Raw genomic sequence first — 18,736 nt, 5'->3', positions numbered from 1 at the left:
GCCGGACCGCATCCGCTGATGGCCGCGCCCGCACTGGCGTTCTTCTCGGTCTTCGCGCTGCTGCCGCTCGGCGGAGTCGCGGTGCTCAGCCTGATGAAGTGGGACGGGATCGCCGATCCCGCCTGGACCGGGCTGGGGAACTGGGCGGCGGCGCTGGGCGATCCGGCGACCTATCACGCGCTCTGGCTCAGCGTGCAGGTGATGGCGGCCAGCTGGTTGTTCCAGACGCCGGTCTCGCTTCTGCTCGGGGTGCTCACGGCGGGCCGCGGCCGGTACCGCGCGGTGCTCGGCGTGCTGTATTTCCTGCCGCTGCTGCTGTCGTCGGCCGCGATCGCCATCGCGTTCAAGGCCTTGCTCGACCCGAACTTCGGGATGAGCCGCGCGTTCGGCGCGTCCTGGCTCGCCCAGGACTGGCTGGGCGATCCGACGCTGGCGCTGTACGTGGTGATCTTCGTGATCGGCTGGCAGTTCATGCCCTTCCACACGCTGCTGTACCAGGCGGGCGTGCGGCAGATCCCGGCACAGCTCTACGAAGCCGCGCAGATCGACGGCGCGGGCCCGGTGCGGCAGTTCTTCCACATCACGCTGCCGCAGCTGCGCTATACGATCGTCACCTCGTCGACGCTGATGCTGGTGGGCTCGCTGACCTATTTCGACCTGGTCTTCGTGCTCACCGGCGGCGGCCCGGGCAACGCGACCCGGTTCCTGCCGCTGGACATGTACCTCAACGGGTTCTCCAACAACGACATGGGCCGGGCGAGCACGCTGGCCGTGCTGCTCGTCGTCGCCGGACTGGCGCTGTCGCTCGGCCTGGCCCGGTTCGCCCGCTTCTCCCGCGGCAGCCAGCAGGACGGTGCGTGATGGCCCGGAACCGGCCCAACGTGCTCGGCGGTCTCGCCGGATTCGCCTGGCTGCTCGTCGTTCTCGTGCCCGTGTACTACATCGTCGTGACGAGCCTGCGCCGCCAGAGCGGGTTCTTCGCGGCCAATCCGCTGTCGCTGCCCGGCGATCCCACTTTCGAGAACTACCGGCTGGTCCTCGACAACGGATTCCTGCGGTACCTGGTCAACAGCGCGATCGTCACGGCCGGCACCGTGGTCGTCACCCTCGCGGTGTCGCTCCTCGCGGCGTACTACGTCGTGCGCGGGCGCACCAGGTTTTCCGCGACCACCTACAAGATCTTCCTGCTGGGCCTGGCGATCCCGCTGCAGGCGACGATCATCCCGATCTACTACCTGATCACGCGTGCGCACCTCTACGACACCTTGCTGGCGATCGTGCTGCCGTCGGTCGCCTTCGCGATCCCGCTCTCCGTGGTCATCCTGGCCAATTTCCTGCGCGACGTGCCCAACGAACTGTTCGAATCGATGCGCGTGGACGGCGCCGGGCATTGGCGGATGCTGGGCAGCCTGGTGCTGCCGATGGTGAAGCCCGCGATGGTGACTGTCGCGGTGTACGACGGCCTCAACGTGTGGAACGGATTCCTCTTCCCGCTCATCCTCACCCAAAGCTCCGACCAGCGCGTGCTTCCCATGGCGCTGTGGGCTTTCCAAGGCCAGTTCCAGGTCAACATCCCCGCGGTGCTCGCCGCGGTCGTCCTGTCCACCCTGCCGGTCCTCGCGCTGTACATCCTCGGCCGCCGCTACCTCGTCACCGGCCTCACCGCCGGTTTCGGCAAGTGACGGCGGCTTCGGCCGGCGCGGCTTGCCCGGCCGGGACCGGTCCGCGGCCGGCCTCCGGGGCTCGCTGCCATTTGTCCTCGAGGCGGCCGAGTTTCCACACTCCGATCGCGCACAGCCAGCCGAGCGCGAACAGGCCAGCGATGCCGAATCCCAGCCGGTTGACGTCGAGTCCGGTCACCCAGTCCCACAGCCCGCCGGTGAAGCCCAGTTTGTCGGCGAGGACGGAGAGAAGCTCGACGGTGCCGATGAGCAAGGCCGCGGCCACGGACAGGCCGGTCAGCGTGAGGTTGTAGTAGACCTTCCGCAGCGGCTGGGACAGCGCCCACCCGTACGCGAGGTTCATGAACGACCCGTCGATCGTGTCGAGCAGCGACATGCCCGCGGCGAACAGGACCGGCAGGCACATGACCGCGTACCAGGGGAGGCCCGCCCCGACGCTCGTGCCGGCGAGCACGAGCAGGGCGATCTCGCTGACGGTGTCGAAACCCAGCCCGAACAGCACGCCGATCGGGTAGATCTGCCAGGGCCGGGAAACGGCGCGCATCGCCCGGCGGAGGATCCGGTTGAGGAAGCCGCGGTTTTCGAGGTGGGTGTCCAGCGCGTGCTCGTCGTACTCGCCGCGGCGCATCCGGCGGAACACCCGCACGATGCCGGCCAGCACGACCAGGTTGACGATGCCGAGCAGCCACAGGAACCCGCCGGAGACCAGGGTCCCGACCAGTCCGCCGTACTGCCGCAGCGGGGAATCGCCGTCGGTCAGCTCGACGCCCAGCGCCCGGACCCCGGAGGCGAGCAGCAGCGTCAGGACGACCACCACCGTGGAGTGCCCGAGCGAGAACCAGAACCCCACCGACAGCGGACGCCGGCCTTCCGCGATCAGCTTGCGGGTGGTGTTGTCGATCGCGGCGATGTGGTCGGCGTCGAACGCGTGCCGCAGCCCGAGCAGGTAGGCGGTCACGCCGGTGCCGACGCCGAACACGCCCGCGCCGAGCCGGTAATGGCCGGGGACCACGACCAGCAGAAGCACCCCCCACCCCACGAGGTGCAGCAGGGCGATGAAAGCGGCCATCCCGCCGACGTGTGTCCACTCGCGACGCGACAACCGCGGACGATGGGCCGGGCTCATCGGTGATCACCTCGATCAGGGGTTGGCGACGGCGACGACTGCGCGGTGCCGGACCGTAGCAGTTCGTCCCGACCCTAAGTCCGAGCGGCGCGCCGTTCGCCGTGCGACCGGTCGCGCCGTACCTGCCCGGGTGGACAGGTGCGGCCGCCGCGTGCCCGCGGTATGCGCTGGGCGCGACGCTTCGGTGCGCGGGACGGCGGCCGCGGATTACGCGCCGGAGGTCCGCGCGGCCTGACCGATCGGGCAGGTCCGTCCCGTCCGATCGTGCGGAGCCGGGGCGCCGGTCGGCCGGGATCGGGCCGCACCGGGTTCCCGGAACCGGCGGCCGCGCCTAGCTTTCCGGTTGTCCGTGCTCCGCCGGCCGCTTCCGCCGCCGGTCCCGGAGCAGCCGCCGCAGCACGCACGTCTCGGGCGTGCGGAGAGGACCAGGACCGCCATGCAGGTCGACGAGCTGTTGAAACCGTTCCCCATCAAGGAGTTCCACCCGTTCCCGCGCGCGCTCCTCGGCCCCGGCTCGCACGAGCTGATCGGGCCGGAAGCGAAGAAGATGGGCTTTTCCAAGGTGCTGGTCATGACGTCCGGCCTGCTCGGGACGGACATCGTGCACAAGATCGTGGAGTCGATGAAGTACCACGGTCTCGAGGTCGTCGTGTACGACCAGGTGGAGTCGAATCCCAAGGACTACAACGTCATGGACGCCGTGACGCTGTACCAGGAGAACAAGTGCGATTCGTTCGTCTCGATCGGCGGCGGGTCCTCGCACGACGCCTGCAAGGGCGCGCGCATCTCGGTGGCGCACGACGGCCGCAACGTCAACGAGTTCGAGGGCTTCAACAAATCCGAGAACCCGAAGAACCCGCCGCACATCGCGGTTTCCACCACCGCGGGCACCGGCTCCGAGACGTCGTGGGCGTACGTCATCACCGACACCACCACCGACCCGGAGAACCCGCACAAGTACGTGGCTTTCGACGACGCCTCGGTGACCACGCTGGCGATCGACGACCCGGTGCTCTACTACGACTGCCCGATCGACTACACCGCGCAGTGCGGTTTCGACGTGCTGGCGCACGCCTCCGAGCCGTACGTGTCCCGGCTGAACTTCGAGCCGTCGCTGGGCAACGCGCTGCACGCGATCAAGCTGACCGGGCAGAACCTGCGCGCCGCGGTGTGGAACGGCCAGGACCTGGCCGGGCGCGAGGGCATGATGTACGCCCAGTACATCGCCGCGCAGGCGTTCAACTCCGGCGGCCTCGGCATCATCCACTCGATCTCGCACGCGGTGAGCGCGTTCTACGACACCCACCACGGCCTCAACAACGCGATCGCGCTGCCTCGCGTGTGGGCGTTCAACATGCCCGCGGCGTACAAGCGGTTCGCGGACATCGCCGAGGCGCTCGGTGTCGACACCTACGGGAAGACCGACGTGCAGGCGGCGGACGCGGCACTGGCCGCGGCGATCCGGCTGCTGCGCGACGTCGGCATTCCGGAGAAGTTCACCGACGTCACCGCTGATTCCTACTCGAAGAACCGGCTCGGCCAGGGCCCGACCAAGTACTACGAGCGGGCGAAGACGATCAAGGGCGACGACGCGGACGTCGACCGCATCACCAACCACGTCCTCGGCGACGCCTGCACTCCGGGCAACGCCAAGGAGTGCACGTTCGACACGGTCCGCCCGGTCGTCGACCACTGCCTCAACGGCGACCTCGACGACCTGCTCGGCTGATCCCGCGCGGCGGGGCCCTGGGCCGGCCCCGCCGCGCTTCCCGGCACCGACCTACCGGAGGCGACGTGTCCACCGCATTCCCCGACCACGCTCCGTTCGGCTCGATCGACGAGGTCGTCGACCGCTTCGCCGGCGCCGGCTACATCGCCGGCCGCCGTCTCGCGACCACGGTCTATCTCATGTGCACTTTGGACAAACCGGTGCTGCTGGAGGGTCCGGCCGGGGTCGGCAAGACCGAGCTGGCCAAGACGCTGGCCGAGGTCACCGGCCGCCGGCTGCTGCGCCTGCAGTGCTACGAGGGGCAGGACGAGACGAAGGCCCTGTACGAGTGGGACTACGGCAAGCAGCTGCTCTACATCCAGATGCTGCGCGAAAAAATCGGCGACGTGATCGCCGACGCGCCGGACCTGGCCAGCGCGGTCGCCCGGATCGACGCTCAGGACAGCGTGTTCTTCTCCGACCACTTCCTCGCTCCGCGACCGCTGCTGGACGCCGTGCGCGGGGAAGAACCCGCGGTGCTGCTGATCGACGAGGTGGACCGGGCGGACGAAGCGCTCGAAGCGGTGCTGCTGGAATGTCTTGCGGAGTACCAGGTTTCGGTGCCGGAGATCGGCACGTACACCGCGAAAGTCCCGCCGCTCGTGGTGCTCACGTCGAACAACACGCGCGACCTTTCCGCCGCGTTGAAGCGGCGCTGCCTGCACCTGTTCCTCGACTATCCGGATGCCGGACGCGAGCTGGAGATCCTGCGGTCGAAGAAGACCGGACTGCCCGACGCGGCCGCGCGCACGCTCGTCGACGTGGTGCGGAAGCTGCGGGAGCTGCGGCTGCGCAAGAGCCCGAGCATTTCCGAGACCATCGACTGGGCGCGCACGCTCGCCGTCCTCGGCGCCGAGGAGCTGTCGCCGCAGATCCTCGCCGAGACCGCGAACGTGGTGCTGAAGTACGAACGCGACCTCGGCCGGGCGCTGCGGGTGCTGCCGGATCTCGTCGACCCGAACCGCGAACTGCCCGCCGAGCTCCCGCACGGCCACGGCCATGGGCACGGGCACGGGCATGACCACAGCCACGAGCATGACGCGCACCACGAGGACGACGACGACGGCGGACGCGCGGCGCGGCAGGCCAAGGACCTGCCCGGCAGGCACGACGAGAACTACTACGGTGCGCCGGGTTCCGGGCCGGCGCGGCGCACCGGCTCCGGGCAAGGCGGCCGGGCGTTCGAGGCGTTCACCCGCCGCCGTCCGGTCTGAGGCGGCGGCGATGGAGACCAGTCTGCACCGGTTCGTGCGCCTGCTTCGCTTGTTCGGCCTGCGCATGTCCGTCTCGGAAGCGACGGACGCGATGCGCGCGGCGGCACAGGACGGCGTGCTCGACGAACGCGGCACGCTGCGGGAAGCGTTGCGCATGACGCTGGTCAAGGACCAGCGCGACGACGAGCTGTTCGAAGAGGCCTTCGACGCCTACTTCTCGTTGCGCGAGATCGAGCGGCTGCGCGAGGAAACGGGGCACGGGCACGGCCACGACGACCTGGCCGACACCGGTGAACTCGAGACCTTCACCGTCTCGCCGGAGCCGTCCGAAACGCCCGAACAGGGGCACAGCCACGGCAAACCGGCCGACATCCGCGACTATTTCGACCAGCAGGACCTGGCTCAGCAGTACAACCTGCACCAGGAAGCCAACAAGATCGACCTGGCAGCGATGACCGACGAGATCGTGCTGTCGAAGGACAGCGCGACCGGCGGGACGGCTGCGCCGAGCGTGCAGCTGGAGACGTCCTCGCTGCACAACGCCGGGGTGCCCGGCCAGCTCGCGCCCTCGACGGGGCGCCGGCTCGACGTCGAGCTGACCGTGGCACAGGAGAGCGCGCTTCTCGGCTGGCTGAACTACAACGAGGACGACGGCGAGCAGCTGCCGCCGGCACTGGCCGGCGTCCTGGAGAACCTGCCGGAACTGCTGCGGCGGCATTTGGAGAAGCTGGCCGAACTCGCCGAGACCGCGGTGGAGACCCGCGTGGCGGAGGCGGCCCGGGCCGAGCGGGTCGACGAGCGTGAGCGCGCGCAACTGGAGGAGTCGTTGCGGCGCTTGGCACATACCCTGCGTGGCGCGTTGACCAGCCGCAAGCGCAACACTTTGCGCGGTCGTGTGCACCCGGCCCGCACGATGCGCCGGAACATGCGCTACGACGGCGTGCCGTTCCGCCCGGTGACGGTCACGCGGGCCGAGGACAAGCCGCGGCTGGTCGTGCTGGCGGACGTCTCGCTGTCGGTGCGCGCGACCGCCCGGTTCACCCTGCATCTGGTGCACGGCCTGCAGTCGTTGTTCGGCCAGGTCCGCACGTTCGCGTTCGTCGACGAGCCGAGCGAGATCACCGAGCTGTTCCAGGAACATCCGCTGGAGCGCGCGCTCGGGCTGGTCTTCGACGGCCTGCCCGCGGGCGGTCTGCTCGACGTCGACGCGAACTCCGACTACGGACGGGCGTTCGAGCAGCTGGCGGAAGAGCACGGCGCGGCGCTGAACCGGCGCACGACGCTGCTGGTCCTCGGCGACGGCCGCGGCAACGGCAACGATCCGAAGCTCGAAGTGTTCGAGGAGATCACGCGCCGGGTGCGCCGGACCCTTTGGCTGACGCCGGAACCCCGCTACTCGTGGCGGCTCGGCGGCTGCGATCTGCCCGCGTACGCGGAGTTCTGCGATCACGTGCAGGTCGTGGCGGACTTGGCCGGGCTGGACCGGGCCGCCTTCCGGCTGGCCGAGGACGTGCTGGCATGACGAGCACCGCGCCGGTCGCCGCACCGCGGTACCTCGACCCCTTGGCGCCCGCCCCGGCCGGCGCGTACTTCGCCCGCCTCCTCGCCGTCGTCCGCGAAGCCGCCGGCGCGGACGACTCCGAGCCGTTCGTGCGGACCCGGCATTTCAGCCTGCACAAGGCCGGCCGCCGCGTGGAGCTGCGGCACCGGCTGCGGCCGGACCAGCTCGACAACGACCTGGCCGGACTGCTGGCCGACGAGCTGTTCACGCCCGGCTGGCTTTCCGGGGCCGAGGTCTTCGAGCACGCCTTCACCGGTCTCGTGAAGTCCACTGTGGACGATCCGATGCGAGCCTGGCTGTGCTTTTACGACAACACGCTCGGCCGGATCCGGCACTGCCTGCGCGGGGGAGCGGCCGACCTCCCCGCGCGTTCGGTCATCGCGGGATTCGCCCCGGTGTACGAGCACGCGCTGCGCCTCACCCCGCCCGGACGAGTGCTGGATCTGGGGTCCTGCTTCGGGTTCTTCGCGCTTTTGCTGACCGAGCGCGGCGGCAACGAGGTCGTCGCGTCGGATGTGTCCGCCGGCGCGATGCAGCTGCTGGACGCGGTCGCGGCGCATCGGGGGCATCCGCTCGAGACCTTCGTGTGCGACGCCGCCCGGATGCCGTTGCCGGATTCGTCGGTCGACACCGTGACGCTGCTGCACCTGCTGGAACACCTCGACGCCGACGCGGGGGAGGAAGTGGTGCGCGAGGCGACGCGGCTGGCACGCGGTCCAGTCGTGATCGCGGTCCCGTTCGAGGACGAGCCCGCCGAGGCGTACGGCCATGTGCGGGTGTTCGACCTGCCCGCGCTGCGCCGGCTCGGCGCGCGGTCGGGCCGCCGGTTCACCGTGCACGAACACCACGGCGGATGGCTGGTCCTGCATCCCCGCTGACTGCCGCGCAGGCGGTGCGCGGCGACCGAAGGAGGAAGTGATGACTGCAGCGGAAATCGACGTTCCCGTCTCGCACGCGGCGCCGGAACCGGACCCGGCGTCCGGCCCGCTCGGCGGCGATCCCGCCCTGATCGGCGTGCCGACCTTCCTTGTCGGGTCGATCGCGCTGGGGCTCGCCCTGGTCGGTTTCGTCCCGGCCGCCGCGGTCGGCGCGCCGCTGGCGATCATCCTCGTCGCCACCGGGATCGGCCAGCTGGTGTCCGCGGTGTGGGCGGCGGCGCTCGGGCAGAACGCCGTCGCGTGCATCTTCGGCGTCTTCTCCGGGTTCTGGCTCAGCTACGCGGTGCTGGTGTTCGGCTTGCTGCACGACTGGTTCGCGGTCCCGGCCGCCGACGCGGTGCCGACCCAGGAGCTTTTCCTGATCTCGTGGCTGGTCACCATCGTCCTGCTCACGCTCGCCACGCTGCGGTTGCCGCTGGCGTTCACCGCGCTGTTCGCGCTCGTCGATGTCGCGCTCGCCCTGGTCCTGACGGCGACGGCACAGGGCTCCGCGGCGCTGCAGACGGCGGGCGGCATCGGGGTGTTCGCGTTCGTCGCGGTCGGCGTCTACCTGTTCTTCCACGTCGCCTCGCTGGCCACCGGAGGAAAGGGGCTCCCGCTGGGCCGCCCGCTGGTCGGCTGAACCCGGTCTGGCCGGTCCGTCGCGTGGACACCGTCCGCGGCGGACCGGCCGTTTCAGATCACGCCGGCTTTGCTGGCCTCGTAGACTGCTTCGGCCCGGCTGCTGGCGTCCAGCTTGCGCATGATGTTGCGGACGTGGAACTTCACGGTCGTCTCCGAGATGTACAGCTTCCCGCCGATGACCCGGTTGCTCAGCCCGTTCGCGAGCAACCGCAGCACATTCAGCTCCCGCTCGGTGAACGACGGACGTTCCCGCGCGACCCGCATCGAGCGGACCATCGCCGCCGCGGACCGCGAATCGAACGCGCTTTCGTTGCGCGCGACCGCGCGGATCGAGCGCAACAGCTCGGTGGTGTCGACGTCCTTGACCACGTACCCGCGTGCGCCGTGATGGATCACGTCGACTACCAGAGCGTCGTCGAGGAAGGTGGTCAGCACGAGCACGCCCAGGTCCGGGTAGCGCTCGGTGAGCCGGGCGCACAGGTCCAGCCCCTCGGTGTCCGCGCCGGTCGACAGCTTGAGGTCCAGCAGGACGATCGACGGCCGGGCGGCCTCGATCACGGCGAGCGCCTCGTCCGCCGACCCCGCCTCGCCGACGACCTGCAGATCGGTCTCGCGTTCCAGCAGGGAACGCAAGCCCTGGCGGACGATGGCGTGGTCGTCCACGAGCACGATGCGGACCGCGGCGGGTGCGTGGCGCTCAGCCGTCATCGGATGCCTCCCATTCGGCCGGCACCGGGAGCGGAATCCGGACCTGCAGGCGGATCCCGCCCATCCGGGACCGGCGGATGGTCAGCTCCCCGGCGAGTTCCTCCGCCCTGGCCAGCATGTTCGCCAGGCCGCGATGGCGGCCGGACAGGTCTGCCGCCTTCGTCAGCCGCAGCGCGCGGCGGATCTGCGCGGGATCGCCGTCGCCGTCGTCCGACACGCTGATCACCACGGCCGAGCCGTCCGGCCGGTACTGTAGGCGCACCAAGGCGCGCCGTGCTTTCCCGTGGGCGGCCGCGTTGAACAGCGCCTCGCCCGCCATCCGCACGATGGACTGTTCCGCCTGCGGCGGCAGCGCCACCGGGCTGCCCGCGACCCGCACCTGGACCGACAGGTCGCCCAGACCGTGCACAGTGGACAGACGCTCGAGCAGGACCGGCAACGGGCCGGGTGTTTCGGCGGACGAGTGGTGCAGCGCGTAGATCGACGCGCGCAGCCGTTCGATCGCCTGTCTGGTCAGGTCTTTGGCCGGGGCGAGCTGGTCCGCGATCCGCGCGGCCGGGCCGCCCATCGCGGCGAGTTCGGCCCGGCACAGCTCGATGGTCATCCCCGCGCCGAGCACGGACTGCGCCACGCTGTCGTGCAGTTCGCGGGCGATCCGGTGCCGTTCGTCGTCGAGGACCTGCCGCTGCATCACCTCGACGAGACGTTCCTGGGTCTGCGCCAGTTCGGCGCTGCGCGCGGCGAGGTCGCGGGCCTGGCGCTCGGCGGCCTCGGACAGCCGCTCGGTGCGTCCGCGCAACTGGGCGGCCGCGTGGAAGAGGAACGAGTTGTGCAGCGCGACCGCCGCCTGATTGCCCAGCACGCGCAGGATGGCGAGGTCGGTGGAGGCGACCTCCAGCCCGGGCGCGGGCTTCGCCACGATCCCGCCGACCGGCTCGTCGTCCAGCGTCATCGTCGCGCGCACCAAACCGTCGCGATGCGGCCAGGCGTCGAGTTCCCACGGCCGGGTGCGCAGGACGTCGAGGTGTTCGAGAACCTCGCCCGGCACGTCGGCCCGGTCGTCGACGATCCTCCCGCCGACGTTCAGCACGAACCTCGGGCGCGCGGCGCGCAACGCCCCGTCCGCGACCGCCAGCAGCAGCCAGTCCGCCTGCAGATGCTCCGACGCCGCGCGGAGCACGGCCTCGACGAGCGCGCGCGGCCCTTCCGCGGTGCGCACCAGCGCGCGGGAGATGCCGTCGAGCGCCTCGACCGCCCGGGAGACCCGCTCGGTCGAGCGGATGTATTCGGGGTAGAACGACCGCTTGCCGGAGCGCACGCCGGTGAGCACGCCCAGGTCGGCGTCGGTGCGGTCGGGACCCGGTTCGCTCACAGCGCCGCCCGGAACAGCGCCTCGATGTCTTCCGCCCGCGCCTGTCGCGGATTGGTCGCGAGGCACGCGTCCTTCATCGTGGTGCGCGCGAGCGTGGCGACCTTGTCCTCGGTGACGCCGAGCCCGGCCAGGCCGCGCGGTACGCCGACCTGGTCGGCGAGTTCGCGGGCGCGGTCCGCGAGCCGGTGCGCGGCCTCCAGCGCGGACAACCCGGCGGTGTCGATGCCCGCGGCCGCGGCGAGCGGGACGAACCGGTGCGGCTCCTCGGCGGCGTTGAACCGGATGACGTGCGGCAGCAGCACCCCGTTGACCACCCCGTGCGGCGCGTCGAGCAGCCCGCCGACCTGGTGGCTCATCGCGTGCGTGGCGCCGAGGATCGCGTTGGTGAAGGCCATCCCGGCCTCCAGCGAGCCCTGCGCCATCGCCATCCGCGCCTCCGCCTCGCGCGGTTTGAGCTGGGTGCGCAGGAGGTTGCGGGTGATCAGGCCGACCGCCTGCAGCGCGTGGTTGTCGGTCAGCGGGTTGTGCGCCTTGGAGACGAACGCCTCGATGCCGTGGGTCAGCGCGTCGAGGCCGGTCGCCGCGTTGAGCAGGTCCGGCATCGTGGTGAGCAGCCGCGGGTCGATCACCGAGATCTCCGGCACCAGCGTCCGGCTGATGATGGTGATCTTGATGTGCTGGCTGGTGTCGGTGACGACGGCGAACTGGGACACGTCCGCGCCGGTGCCCGAAGTGGACGGGACCATGACGGTGGGCGGGATCGGGTGCACGACCTTGTCGACGCCCTCGTAGCCGAGGATCCGGCCGCCGTTGCCGGACAGGATCGCCACGCCCTTCGCCGCGTCGATGCAGGACCCGCCGCCAAGGCCGACGATCACGTCGCTGCCGCTTTCCAGGTAGCGCTCGAACGCGCGCTGGATCTCGTGGTCCTTGGGGTTCGGGGTGACGTCGTGCCAGATCACCGGGTGCAGCCCGGCCATCCGCAGGTGCCCGACGGCCTCGTCGACCCAGCCCGCCTCGATCAGCCCGGGGTCGGTGACCAGGAACGGCCGGCGCGCCCCGACCCGCAGCGTGCAGTGCCCGAGCTCGGCCAGCGAACCCGGGCCGAAGACGATTTCGGGCGCGTGGAATTTCGCCACCCGCGCCGGCTCGCGCGGCGAGTGCGCGTCGACGACCTGCGGGCCGGTCAGCTCAGCCGGGGCCGCGCCGGAGCACCGGCCCTCGCCCGTCCCGTGTTCCATGGTGATCGCACGGCCTTCCGCCAGTCGGAGCACCGGGACCTCCCGTGCTGGTGAGGAACCTTCATGCCGGCTCGAGGGTAACCCCGCCCGCCGTCGGACGGACGGCTCTCCAGCATAGGCGCCCGCCGGCGGGGCCGCCCCCTCCTTCGCGGCCGGGGAACCTGTCCGATCGGGCAGGTGCGAACGGGGGAGCGGCTTGGGAGGATCGACGACCGGCACGGAGGACGACGACGTCGGGATGTCAATGCACGGACTCGGTTCGCTTCGACGGCGCAGGCTCGATCTCGAGCAGCAGTGGGCGGAGGTGGTCCCGCGGCTGCGGGATCCCGCGCGCCTGCCGGGCGACGTTCCGCTGCGGCACGAGGTCGCCGAATCGTGGATGCGGTCGCTGCCGACAGTCGATCCCGCCACCGACCGGGCGCCGGTCTCGGACGGCGGCGTCGTGCGGCCGCGCTGGAGCGAGTCGCCGCTGCGCGCGCCGGTGCTGCGCGTGGCCGACGAACTGCGGACGATCGCCGACGACGCGGGATTCATCGCGGCGGTCACCGACGAAACCGGCACGATTCTGTGGACCTGCGGCGGACGGGTGATGCGCCGGCGGGCCGAGCGGGTCAACTTCGCCCCCGGCGGGTGCTGGGACGAACCCGCGATGGGGACGAACGCGCTGTCGCTCGCGCTGCGCACCGGGCGGCCGAGTGCGGTGTTCTCCGCCGAGCACCTGGTCGCGGCTCTGCACGGCTGGGTCTGCTACTGCGCCCCGATCCGGGACGCGCGCGGCCGCGTGCTGGGCGTGCTCGACCTGTCGAGCACCTGGGACCGGTCGCATCCGCTGGCGATGTCGACGGTCCGGTCGCTCGTGTCGGCCATCGAATCCGGCCTGCCTGCGGTCTCGCCGGCCGGGCTGCGGGTCTCGTCGCTAGGAGTCGCCGCGGCGACCCGCGACGGGGTCCCGCTGAACCTGCGTCCGCGGCAGCTGGAAATCCTGACCTTGCTGGCGTTGCAACCGGACGGGTTCTCGCTGGACGCGCTGCGCGAGGCGCTCTACGGCGACCGTCCGGTGACGTCGACGACGGTGCGCGCGGAGGCCTCGCACCTGCGCAACGCGCTCGGCGGCGTGGTGAGTCCCCGGCGGTACGCGTCGACGGTGCCGATCGGCTGCGACGCGGTGGACGTGCTGCGTGCGTTGGAACGCCGCGACCTCGCGACCGCCGTGCGGCTGTACCGCGGTCCGTTGCTGCCGCAGTCGGAAGCGCCCGGAATCGTGCAGTGGCGCGACCACCTGGAGGTGGCCATGCGTTCGGCGGTGCTGGCCAGCGACGCGCCGGAACACGCGTTGGCCTACGGCGAGCGCGCCCTGTACGACGCGGAAATCCACGAGCACGCGCTCGCCGCGCTGGCCCCCGGCGATGCCCGCCGGGCCGTCGCGGCCGGACGGCTCGCCGTCGCGCGCCGGGAGTGACCCGGCCGCGCGCCAACCCCGCCGCAACCTTTCCCCGGGACAGTGAGCCGCGTCACGGCTCATCGTCGAGCGAGGGAAGGGGACGAAGTGGGAGGAGAGAGCGGGGTTTTCGTCCGGGTCGGGCTCACCCCGGCCGCCGAGGACGTGCTTCTCCGGCTGCGCCTGCGGCACGGGCCGCTGATGGTCCAGCAGACCGGAACCGAGCCGTTGTGCTACCCGCACAGCGAACTCCGGGTGGGCCGTTCGGACGTCCTGGTCGGCGAACTCGCCGGCGACACCCAGTTCTGGATGAGCGCCGACCAGTACGAGTACTGGCGGCACACCCGCTTGACTGTCGACGTGGTCCCGGGCCGGGGAGACGGGTTTTCCCTGGAAGCTCCGGAAGGCGTCCGGTTCCAGGTCCGGTCCCGGGCGCTGACCGACGTGGAGGCGCTGGCGTAGCGGCGTTCGGCTTCCTCGGTGGCGAAGGCGCGACAACGCCGAGGCATTCGAATGGCACCCGCACCCGCGGCGCGGCCCGGAAACCGGGTACGGCCCCGGAAAATCACGCCCTTCGTTTGGCAGCTCCCGCCCGGCGGCCCCGCGCACGGCCGTGGCAGGTCGTGGCCCCTACAGTCGGGAGGCAGCCCTCGTGCCGGGCTCGCCTGGCGCGGACGCAGCGATCAGCGCGAAGGATGATGAATGGGGCGTAAGGTCAAGGATTTGACCGGGCCGGGAGTGACCGATCGGTTCGGCGTCGGAGGCACCGACCTCGGCGCCACCACGGTCGCCCCGGACGGGCGGCTGGTGTCGGTGTTCGGGGACACGTTCGAACAGGCCGGCGTCGGCGGTCCGGGCTGGCGCTCGCCGGTCGTGCTTTTCGGCGACCCGGCGACGGCCCGCAGCGGGATCGAGTGGACCGGCTCCGCCGGGCCGGGCGACTACGCCGCGCAGGCAGTGCGGTACCAGCACGACTCGCTCATCCGCTGGCGGCGGGTCAGCACGATCCTCCCTACCGATGTCATCGCCGTGGGCGATGCCTTGTATCTGCACGTGATGGTGTGCCGGCGGCTCGGCGAGGTGCACTGGACGGAGGTGTACCGGTCGCTGGACAACGGCGAGACCTGGGAACACACCGGCGCGCGGTGGCCGGGCGATCTGCACGGCGGGTTGTTTCAGATGCTCACCTGGGCGCCGGGGGACGACGGCTACGTCTACGCGTTCTCCACCGGGTTCCGCCGGGACGCGGGCTTGCTGCTGCACCGCGTTCCAGCCGGCCGGCTGACCGACCCGTCCGCCTGGGAAGGCTGGGGTTTCCGCGACGACCAGTGGGCGTGGGGAAATCCGCCGACCGTGGCGCTCACCGGCGCCTACGGGGAACTGAGCCTGCGCCCGGTCGACGGCCGGTGGTTGCTTTCGCTGTTCGACGCCGGGAACTACCGGATCGACGTGCTGAACCTCGACGTGCCGACCGCGAATCTGTACGAAGCGCCCCGCGACACCGTCTTGCGGGGCAGCGGATGGGACGACGAAGACCACGCCGACGGCCGGGTCGCCCAACTCTACGGCGGCTACGTCGTGCCCGGATCCACAATGGACAATCTGCACCTGATCGTCAGCCAGTGGCATACGGGCCGCAACTGGCCCTACCGCGCAATGCAATTCGCCTGTCAGGCACCTGCGCCCCGATAACGTCGCCGACGCTCACGGTCGCCAAGTCCGGCGCACCGGAAAAGCGACGTCAGGCCGTGAGTGAGCGAGTCGAGGGGCCTCGGCGCGGATACCGGCCGAGGCCCCTCGCTCGTGCCGCAATCAGCTGCGGACCGCGAGTTCGCCCAGCTCGGACCAGTCGTTCTGGTCGACCTTCGCGTTGACGATGCGCGGTGTTTCGGCCAGGTACGGAGGCAGTTCCCGTTGTGCGGCTTTGAAGTGGTCCGAGCCGACGTGCGCGGCGCCCGCGTCGTCGTCGCGGAAGGCTTCGACGAGGACGTATTCGGTGGGCTCGGCGAGGCTGCGGGACCATTCGTACCAGAGACAGCCTGGTTCGGCGCGGGTCGCATCGGTGAACGCGCGCGAGATCTCCGGCCAGTTCTCGGCGTGTTCGGGCTTCACGCGGAATTTCGCGGTAATGAAGATCATCCCATTTCCTTCGACGGGTCAGGGGACGAGGATCGCCCGGCCGCGGATGCGTCCGGCGGCGAGGTCGTCCAGGGCGGTTTGGAATTTTTCGAGCGGGTAGCGCACGGTGTGCAGCCGCACGCGGTCCTGCGCGGCGAGCACCATGAGCTCGCAGAGGTCGGTGTAGGACCCGACGAGGTTGCCGATGAAGTTGATTTCGGCGGAGATGACGTCGATGGTCGGGACGTCGATGTTCTCGCCGTAGCCGACGACGTGGTAGTCGCCCGCGCGGCGCAGCATGGCGATGCCGTCGCGGGTCGCGCCGCCCTCGCCGACGAAGTCGATGACGGTTTCCGCTCCCGCACCGCCGGTGAGGTCCTGGACGGCGGCGACGTGTCCGCCGTCCGCGACGACGCCGTGGTCGGCTCCGATCGATTCGGCCAGCTTGACTGCCTCCGGGTGGTGGTCCACGACGATCAGCTCGGCCGCGGTGAGCGCCTTGAGCACCTGGATGCCGATGTGCCCGAGCCCGCCCGCGCCGATCACCACGCAGCGGTCGCCCGGCCGCAGCCGCCGCGCTGCCTTGGCGGCCGCGTGGTAGGCGGTGAGCCCGGCGTCGGCCAGCGCGGCGACATCGGCCGGTTCCAGGGCGTCGTCGAGTTTCACGACGCTGCGCGCCGAGGTCTTGAGGTACTCGGCGTATCCGCCGGCGGTGTCGATTCCGGGGAATTGGCTTGCCGCGCAATGCACGTCGTCGCCGCTGCGGCAGGCGCGGCACAGACCACAGGTGATCAGCGGATGCACGATCACCTTGTCGCCCTCGGCCACGTTCGTGACCGCGTCGCCGACAGCGTGCACCCAGCCCGCGTTCTCGTGGCCGATCGTGTAGGGCAGCGCGACGCCGGACTTCTCGGCCCATTGCCCCTCGAGGATGTGCAGGTCGGTGCGGCAGACGCCGGCGCCGCCGATCCGCACGATCACGTCGTGGGGGCCGGTGACGTCCGGTTCGGGGACGTCCGCGAGCCGGGGACTCTGGTCGTATCCGACGACCTGTACTGCTTTCACGACGCCTCCTTGGCGGTTGCGTGCTCGCGCGGCGTCTGGTCGGCCGCGGATTCGGGGTAGCGGGTGAGGAGCAGGCCTCGGCAGAAATGCGCGTTGCCGTCCATCGAGATGCGGACCGACCGTGCGAATCGCAACCGCAGCGGCACTTCGTCCCTCGGATACGGCTGTCCGCGGTCGTCGACGAGCACCGGCTGGTCCGGCGCGGTGGCGAGGCCGAGCGCGGCGCGGCGGCGCAGGAGGGCGCTCGTGGCGCGGTCGTCGGGCAGATCCCCGAGCGTGACGTCGTGCAGCGCTTCCTCGGTCAGATCGCGGTCTGCGCGAAGCAATGCGGTCAGGACTCGCTCCATCGCCGCGGTGTGCGCTTTGCGCCGGAAGGTCAGGCGCAGCTCGTCGAGATCTTTCTCCGCCTCGCTGCCGAACGTGCCGCGGTAGCCCGCGTCCGCGGCCAGTCCCCGATTGATCAGGTCCGAATCGTGATGGTCGTCCAACCGCACCTCGACCCGCGCCGCGCCGGGCAACCCGGTCAGCACGTCCTTCGCGTCCGATGCCATCAAGTACGCGAAATTGGGCGAACAGAACGAAGTCGGCAGCCGCAGGTGCACGGTCAGCGTTCCGTCCCGGGCCTCGAGGGACCGCACGAAGCCCAGGTCGGTGATCGGCTCGTCGAGTTCGGGGTCGAAGACGGTGTCCAGGGCGCTGCGGGCGCGCTCTTCCAAATCGGGCGTCACGCGACCGACACCGCCTCCGGCGTCGCGTCGGCCGGGGCGTCGGCCACGCGCAGCTCGGCCGGGACCTCGATGTCGTACATCGCCGCGGCGTTGAGTCCGAGGATCTTCTTCTTGACTTCGGTGGTGAGCGGCGGGTATTCCGTCATGTCCTCGGGAATCTGGAAGTCGACGAACTTCTCCACGAGCCATTTCGGCGTCCAGATCGCGTAGTCGCTGGAGAACTGGATCCGGTTTTCGTCGAGCCAGTACAGCAGTTCGCCGATGACCTGCGCGAAGTAGCGGGGACGAGTGTGGATGAACGGCATCGCGACGGCGAGTCCGGCGTGCACGTTCGGCTCCTGCGTGGCGATCCAGCAGAAGTCCTCCAGCCGGGGCAGGCCGCAGTGCTCGATGACGAAGTTGAGTTCGGTGAAGTCGGTGGCGACCTTGTCCACGTCGGCGACGTCGAACGCGTCGCGGTCCAGCGGCCGGATGGTGGGGCCCTTGTGGATGTGGATGTTGCGGATGCCCAGTTCCTGCGCCGCTTCCAGGTACCGGTAGCTCCACTTGTCGTCGAGCTTCCAGCCGCGCGAGTCGCCGAACCACTCGGCGGTGTAGAGCTTGACGCCCTTCAAATTGAACCGTTTCGCGTCTTCTCGCAGCTGCTTCAGCCCGTCTTCGCCGAAGCGCGGGTCCCAGCAGTGGTTGTAGGTGAGCTTGTCCGGATGCCGCTGCGCGAGCGCGAACGCTTCCTCGGTCTGGCCGAAACCGTTGGTGTAGAAGGCGGGCAGCGCGGCCGGCTGAAAGATCGCGTGGTCCACGTACCCGTCGGCGAACAGGTCCTTCATCAGCCGGTCGCCGCCTTGGTAGAGGTAGTCCTCGTACGGCCACACCTCGGATTCCGGGCTGAGGTTGCGGTGGTAGTCGTAGAAGCAGTCGATGAACTGCTTGCCGTGGATGTTGCGCTGGTTTTCCGGGCGGGCGTCCCACAGCGCCACGTGTGCGTCCAGGATGTAGTAGTTCTCGCCGTCCTTGGTGTACATGGGTTTCCTCTCCGCGTCGTGACCGCGTCGGCACGTCCGGACTCGGACGGTAGAGACGCCGGGGCGGGCGGGGGAGGACCTCGGTGTCTCAGTTTGAGACACCGAGCGGGCCCGCGAGCTACGCTCGCGGG

At 70.4% G+C, this 18,736-nt stretch carries 18 protein-coding genes; 10 read left to right on the top strand and 8 right to left on the bottom strand.

Features of this window, described 5'->3' with window-relative positions; genetic code table 11:
* Positions 1-18 precede the first annotated feature (18 nt).
* Together H5411_RS05175 and H5411_RS05170 are read left to right on the top strand one after the other, a co-directional pair.
* Entirely contained in the window at positions 19-861 is an 843-nt protein-coding gene (locus tag H5411_RS05175) for a carbohydrate ABC transporter permease (RefSeq protein WP_081655446.1), read from the top strand.
* On the top strand, positions 861-1,682 hold the full coding sequence (locus H5411_RS05170; protein ID WP_183123073.1) for a carbohydrate ABC transporter permease: 822 nt from the start codon (positions 861-863) through the stop codon (positions 1,680-1,682). The genes H5411_RS05175 and H5411_RS05170 overlap by 1 nt, the downstream gene beginning before the upstream one ends.
* On the opposite strand, the gene nicT is transcribed toward H5411_RS05170, so the two are convergent.
* Positions 1,660-2,808 carry a Nickel transporter NicT gene (gene nicT, locus H5411_RS05165; protein WP_183123072.1) on the bottom strand — a complete coding sequence of 383 codons (1,149 nt, stop codon included), beginning with the start codon at positions 2,806-2,808 and terminating at the stop codon, positions 1,660-1,662. The two genes, H5411_RS05170 and nicT, sit on opposite strands and share 23 nt — an antisense overlap.
* 436 nt (positions 2,809-3,244) lie before the next feature.
* Here nicT and mdo point away from each other — a divergent pair, with 436 nt between their 5' ends.
* The 5 genes from mdo to H5411_RS05140 all read left to right on the top strand — a co-directional run bounded on the left by mdo (position 3,245) and on the right by H5411_RS05140 (position 8,911).
* Complete coding sequence (mdo, locus tag H5411_RS05160) at positions 3,245-4,537, top strand: NDMA-dependent methanol dehydrogenase (protein WP_183123071.1); 1,293 nt, start codon at positions 3,245-3,247, stop codon at positions 4,535-4,537.
* 65 nt (positions 4,538-4,602) lie between these two features.
* Positions 4,603-5,790 carry an AAA family ATPase gene (locus H5411_RS05155; RefSeq protein WP_183123070.1) on the top strand — a complete coding sequence of 396 codons (1,188 nt, stop codon included), beginning with the start codon at positions 4,603-4,605 and terminating at the stop codon, positions 5,788-5,790.
* Positions 5,791-5,800: 10 nt separating this feature from the next.
* Positions 5,801-7,312: a VWA domain-containing protein gene (locus H5411_RS05150; protein ID WP_183123069.1), complete on the top strand. Its 1,512-nt coding sequence runs from the start codon at positions 5,801-5,803 to the stop codon at positions 7,310-7,312.
* Complete coding sequence (mftM, locus tag H5411_RS05145) at positions 7,309-8,229, top strand: mycofactocin oligosaccharide methyltransferase MftM (RefSeq protein ID WP_183123068.1); 921 nt, start codon at positions 7,309-7,311, stop codon at positions 8,227-8,229. The genes H5411_RS05150 and mftM overlap by 4 nt, the downstream gene beginning before the upstream one ends.
* Positions 8,230-8,269: 40 nt before the next feature.
* Positions 8,270-8,911, top strand: a complete 642-nt coding sequence (locus H5411_RS05140; RefSeq protein WP_183123067.1) for a GPR1/FUN34/YaaH family transporter — start codon at positions 8,270-8,272, stop codon at positions 8,909-8,911.
* Positions 8,912-8,964: 53 nt separating this feature from the next.
* Here H5411_RS05140 and H5411_RS05135 read toward each other — a convergent pair whose 3' ends face one another.
* Genes H5411_RS05135 through H5411_RS05125 form a run of 3 tightly spaced genes read right to left on the bottom strand, consistent with a single transcriptional unit; the run spans position 8,965 to position 12,267 of the window.
* On the bottom strand, positions 8,965-9,621 hold the full coding sequence (locus H5411_RS05135) for a MadR family response regulator transcription factor (RefSeq protein WP_183123066.1): 657 nt from the start codon (positions 9,619-9,621) through the stop codon (positions 8,965-8,967).
* Positions 9,611-10,993 (bottom strand): MadS family sensor histidine kinase, encoded by a 1,383-nt coding sequence (locus H5411_RS05130; protein ID WP_183123065.1) that lies wholly within the window; start codon positions 10,991-10,993, stop codon positions 9,611-9,613. The genes H5411_RS05135 and H5411_RS05130 overlap by 11 nt, the downstream gene beginning before the upstream one ends.
* The gene (locus H5411_RS05125; protein ID WP_312877677.1) at positions 10,990-12,267 is read right to left on the bottom strand and encodes an iron-containing alcohol dehydrogenase; all 1,278 of its coding nucleotides are present in this window, start codon (positions 12,265-12,267) and stop codon (positions 10,990-10,992) included. Before H5411_RS05125 ends, H5411_RS05130 begins: the two co-directional genes overlap by 4 nt.
* Before the next feature lie 163 nt (positions 12,268-12,430).
* Between H5411_RS05125 and H5411_RS05120 the strand changes: the two genes are divergently transcribed.
* From H5411_RS05120 to H5411_RS05110, 3 genes are all read left to right on the top strand, one after another.
* Entirely contained in the window at positions 12,431-13,693 is a 1,263-nt protein-coding gene (locus tag H5411_RS05120) for a GAF domain-containing protein (RefSeq protein WP_246368780.1), read from the top strand.
* Between the two features lie 87 nt (positions 13,694-13,780).
* A complete protein-coding gene (locus H5411_RS05115; protein ID WP_183123064.1) occupies positions 13,781-14,134 on the top strand; it encodes a DUF779 domain-containing protein in 354 nt (117 codons plus the stop codon).
* Between the two features lie 240 nt (positions 14,135-14,374).
* The gene (locus tag H5411_RS05110) at positions 14,375-15,364 is read left to right on the top strand and encodes a DUF4185 domain-containing protein (protein WP_183123063.1); all 990 of its coding nucleotides are present in this window, start codon (positions 14,375-14,377) and stop codon (positions 15,362-15,364) included.
* Between the two features lie 120 nt (positions 15,365-15,484).
* Here the strand turns inward: H5411_RS05110 and H5411_RS05105 are convergent, their stop codons facing one another.
* Genes H5411_RS05105 through H5411_RS05090 form a run of 4 tightly spaced genes read right to left on the bottom strand, consistent with a single transcriptional unit; the run spans position 15,485 to position 18,605 of the window.
* Positions 15,485-15,811: a putative quinol monooxygenase gene (locus tag H5411_RS05105; protein WP_183123062.1), complete on the bottom strand. Its 327-nt coding sequence runs from the start codon at positions 15,809-15,811 to the stop codon at positions 15,485-15,487.
* Between the two features lie 18 nt (positions 15,812-15,829).
* Positions 15,830-16,855, bottom strand: coding sequence for an NAD(P)-dependent alcohol dehydrogenase (locus H5411_RS05100; protein ID WP_183123061.1), 1,026 nt, complete (start codon positions 16,853-16,855; stop codon positions 15,830-15,832).
* The gene (locus tag H5411_RS05095) at positions 16,852-17,583 is read right to left on the bottom strand and encodes a metal-sulfur cluster assembly factor (RefSeq protein ID WP_183123060.1); all 732 of its coding nucleotides are present in this window, start codon (positions 17,581-17,583) and stop codon (positions 16,852-16,854) included. The genes H5411_RS05100 and H5411_RS05095 overlap by 4 nt, the downstream gene beginning before the upstream one ends.
* A complete protein-coding gene (locus H5411_RS05090; RefSeq protein ID WP_183123059.1) occupies positions 17,580-18,605 on the bottom strand; it encodes an amidohydrolase family protein in 1,026 nt (341 codons plus the stop codon). The genes H5411_RS05095 and H5411_RS05090 overlap by 4 nt, the downstream gene beginning before the upstream one ends.
* Positions 18,606-18,736: the final 131 nt, after the last annotated feature.

This window comes from Amycolatopsis echigonensis, from assembly GCF_014174495.1.
GTDB lineage: Bacteria > Actinomycetota > Actinomycetes > Mycobacteriales > Pseudonocardiaceae > Amycolatopsis > Amycolatopsis echigonensis.
This window is presented reverse-complemented; position numbering and strand designations above follow the sequence as displayed.

Coding starts and splice junctions, on each gene's coding strand:
- H5411_RS05175 (WP_081655446.1), top strand. CDS start 19: ATGGCCGCGCCCGCACTGGCGTTCTTCTCGGTCTTCGCGCTGCTGCCG.
- H5411_RS05170 (WP_183123073.1), top strand. CDS start 861: ATGGCCCGGAACCGGCCCAACGTGCTCGGCGGTCTCGCCGGATTCGCC.
- nicT (WP_183123072.1), bottom strand. CDS start 2,808: ATGAGCCCGGCCCATCGTCCGCGGTTGTCGCGTCGCGAGTGGACACAC.
- mdo (WP_183123071.1), top strand. CDS start 3,245: ATGCAGGTCGACGAGCTGTTGAAACCGTTCCCCATCAAGGAGTTCCAC.
- H5411_RS05150 (WP_183123069.1), top strand. CDS start 5,801: ATGGAGACCAGTCTGCACCGGTTCGTGCGCCTGCTTCGCTTGTTCGGC.
- mftM (WP_183123068.1), top strand. CDS start 7,309: ATGACGAGCACCGCGCCGGTCGCCGCACCGCGGTACCTCGACCCCTTG.
- H5411_RS05140 (WP_183123067.1), top strand. CDS start 8,270: ATGACTGCAGCGGAAATCGACGTTCCCGTCTCGCACGCGGCGCCGGAA.
- H5411_RS05135 (WP_183123066.1), bottom strand. CDS start 9,621: ATGACGGCTGAGCGCCACGCACCCGCCGCGGTCCGCATCGTGCTCGTG.
- H5411_RS05110 (WP_183123063.1), top strand. CDS start 14,375: ATGGGGCGTAAGGTCAAGGATTTGACCGGGCCGGGAGTGACCGATCGG.
- H5411_RS05105 (WP_183123062.1), bottom strand. CDS start 15,811: ATGATCTTCATTACCGCGAAATTCCGCGTGAAGCCCGAACACGCCGAG.
- H5411_RS05090 (WP_183123059.1), bottom strand. CDS start 18,605: ATGTACACCAAGGACGGCGAGAACTACTACATCCTGGACGCACACGTG.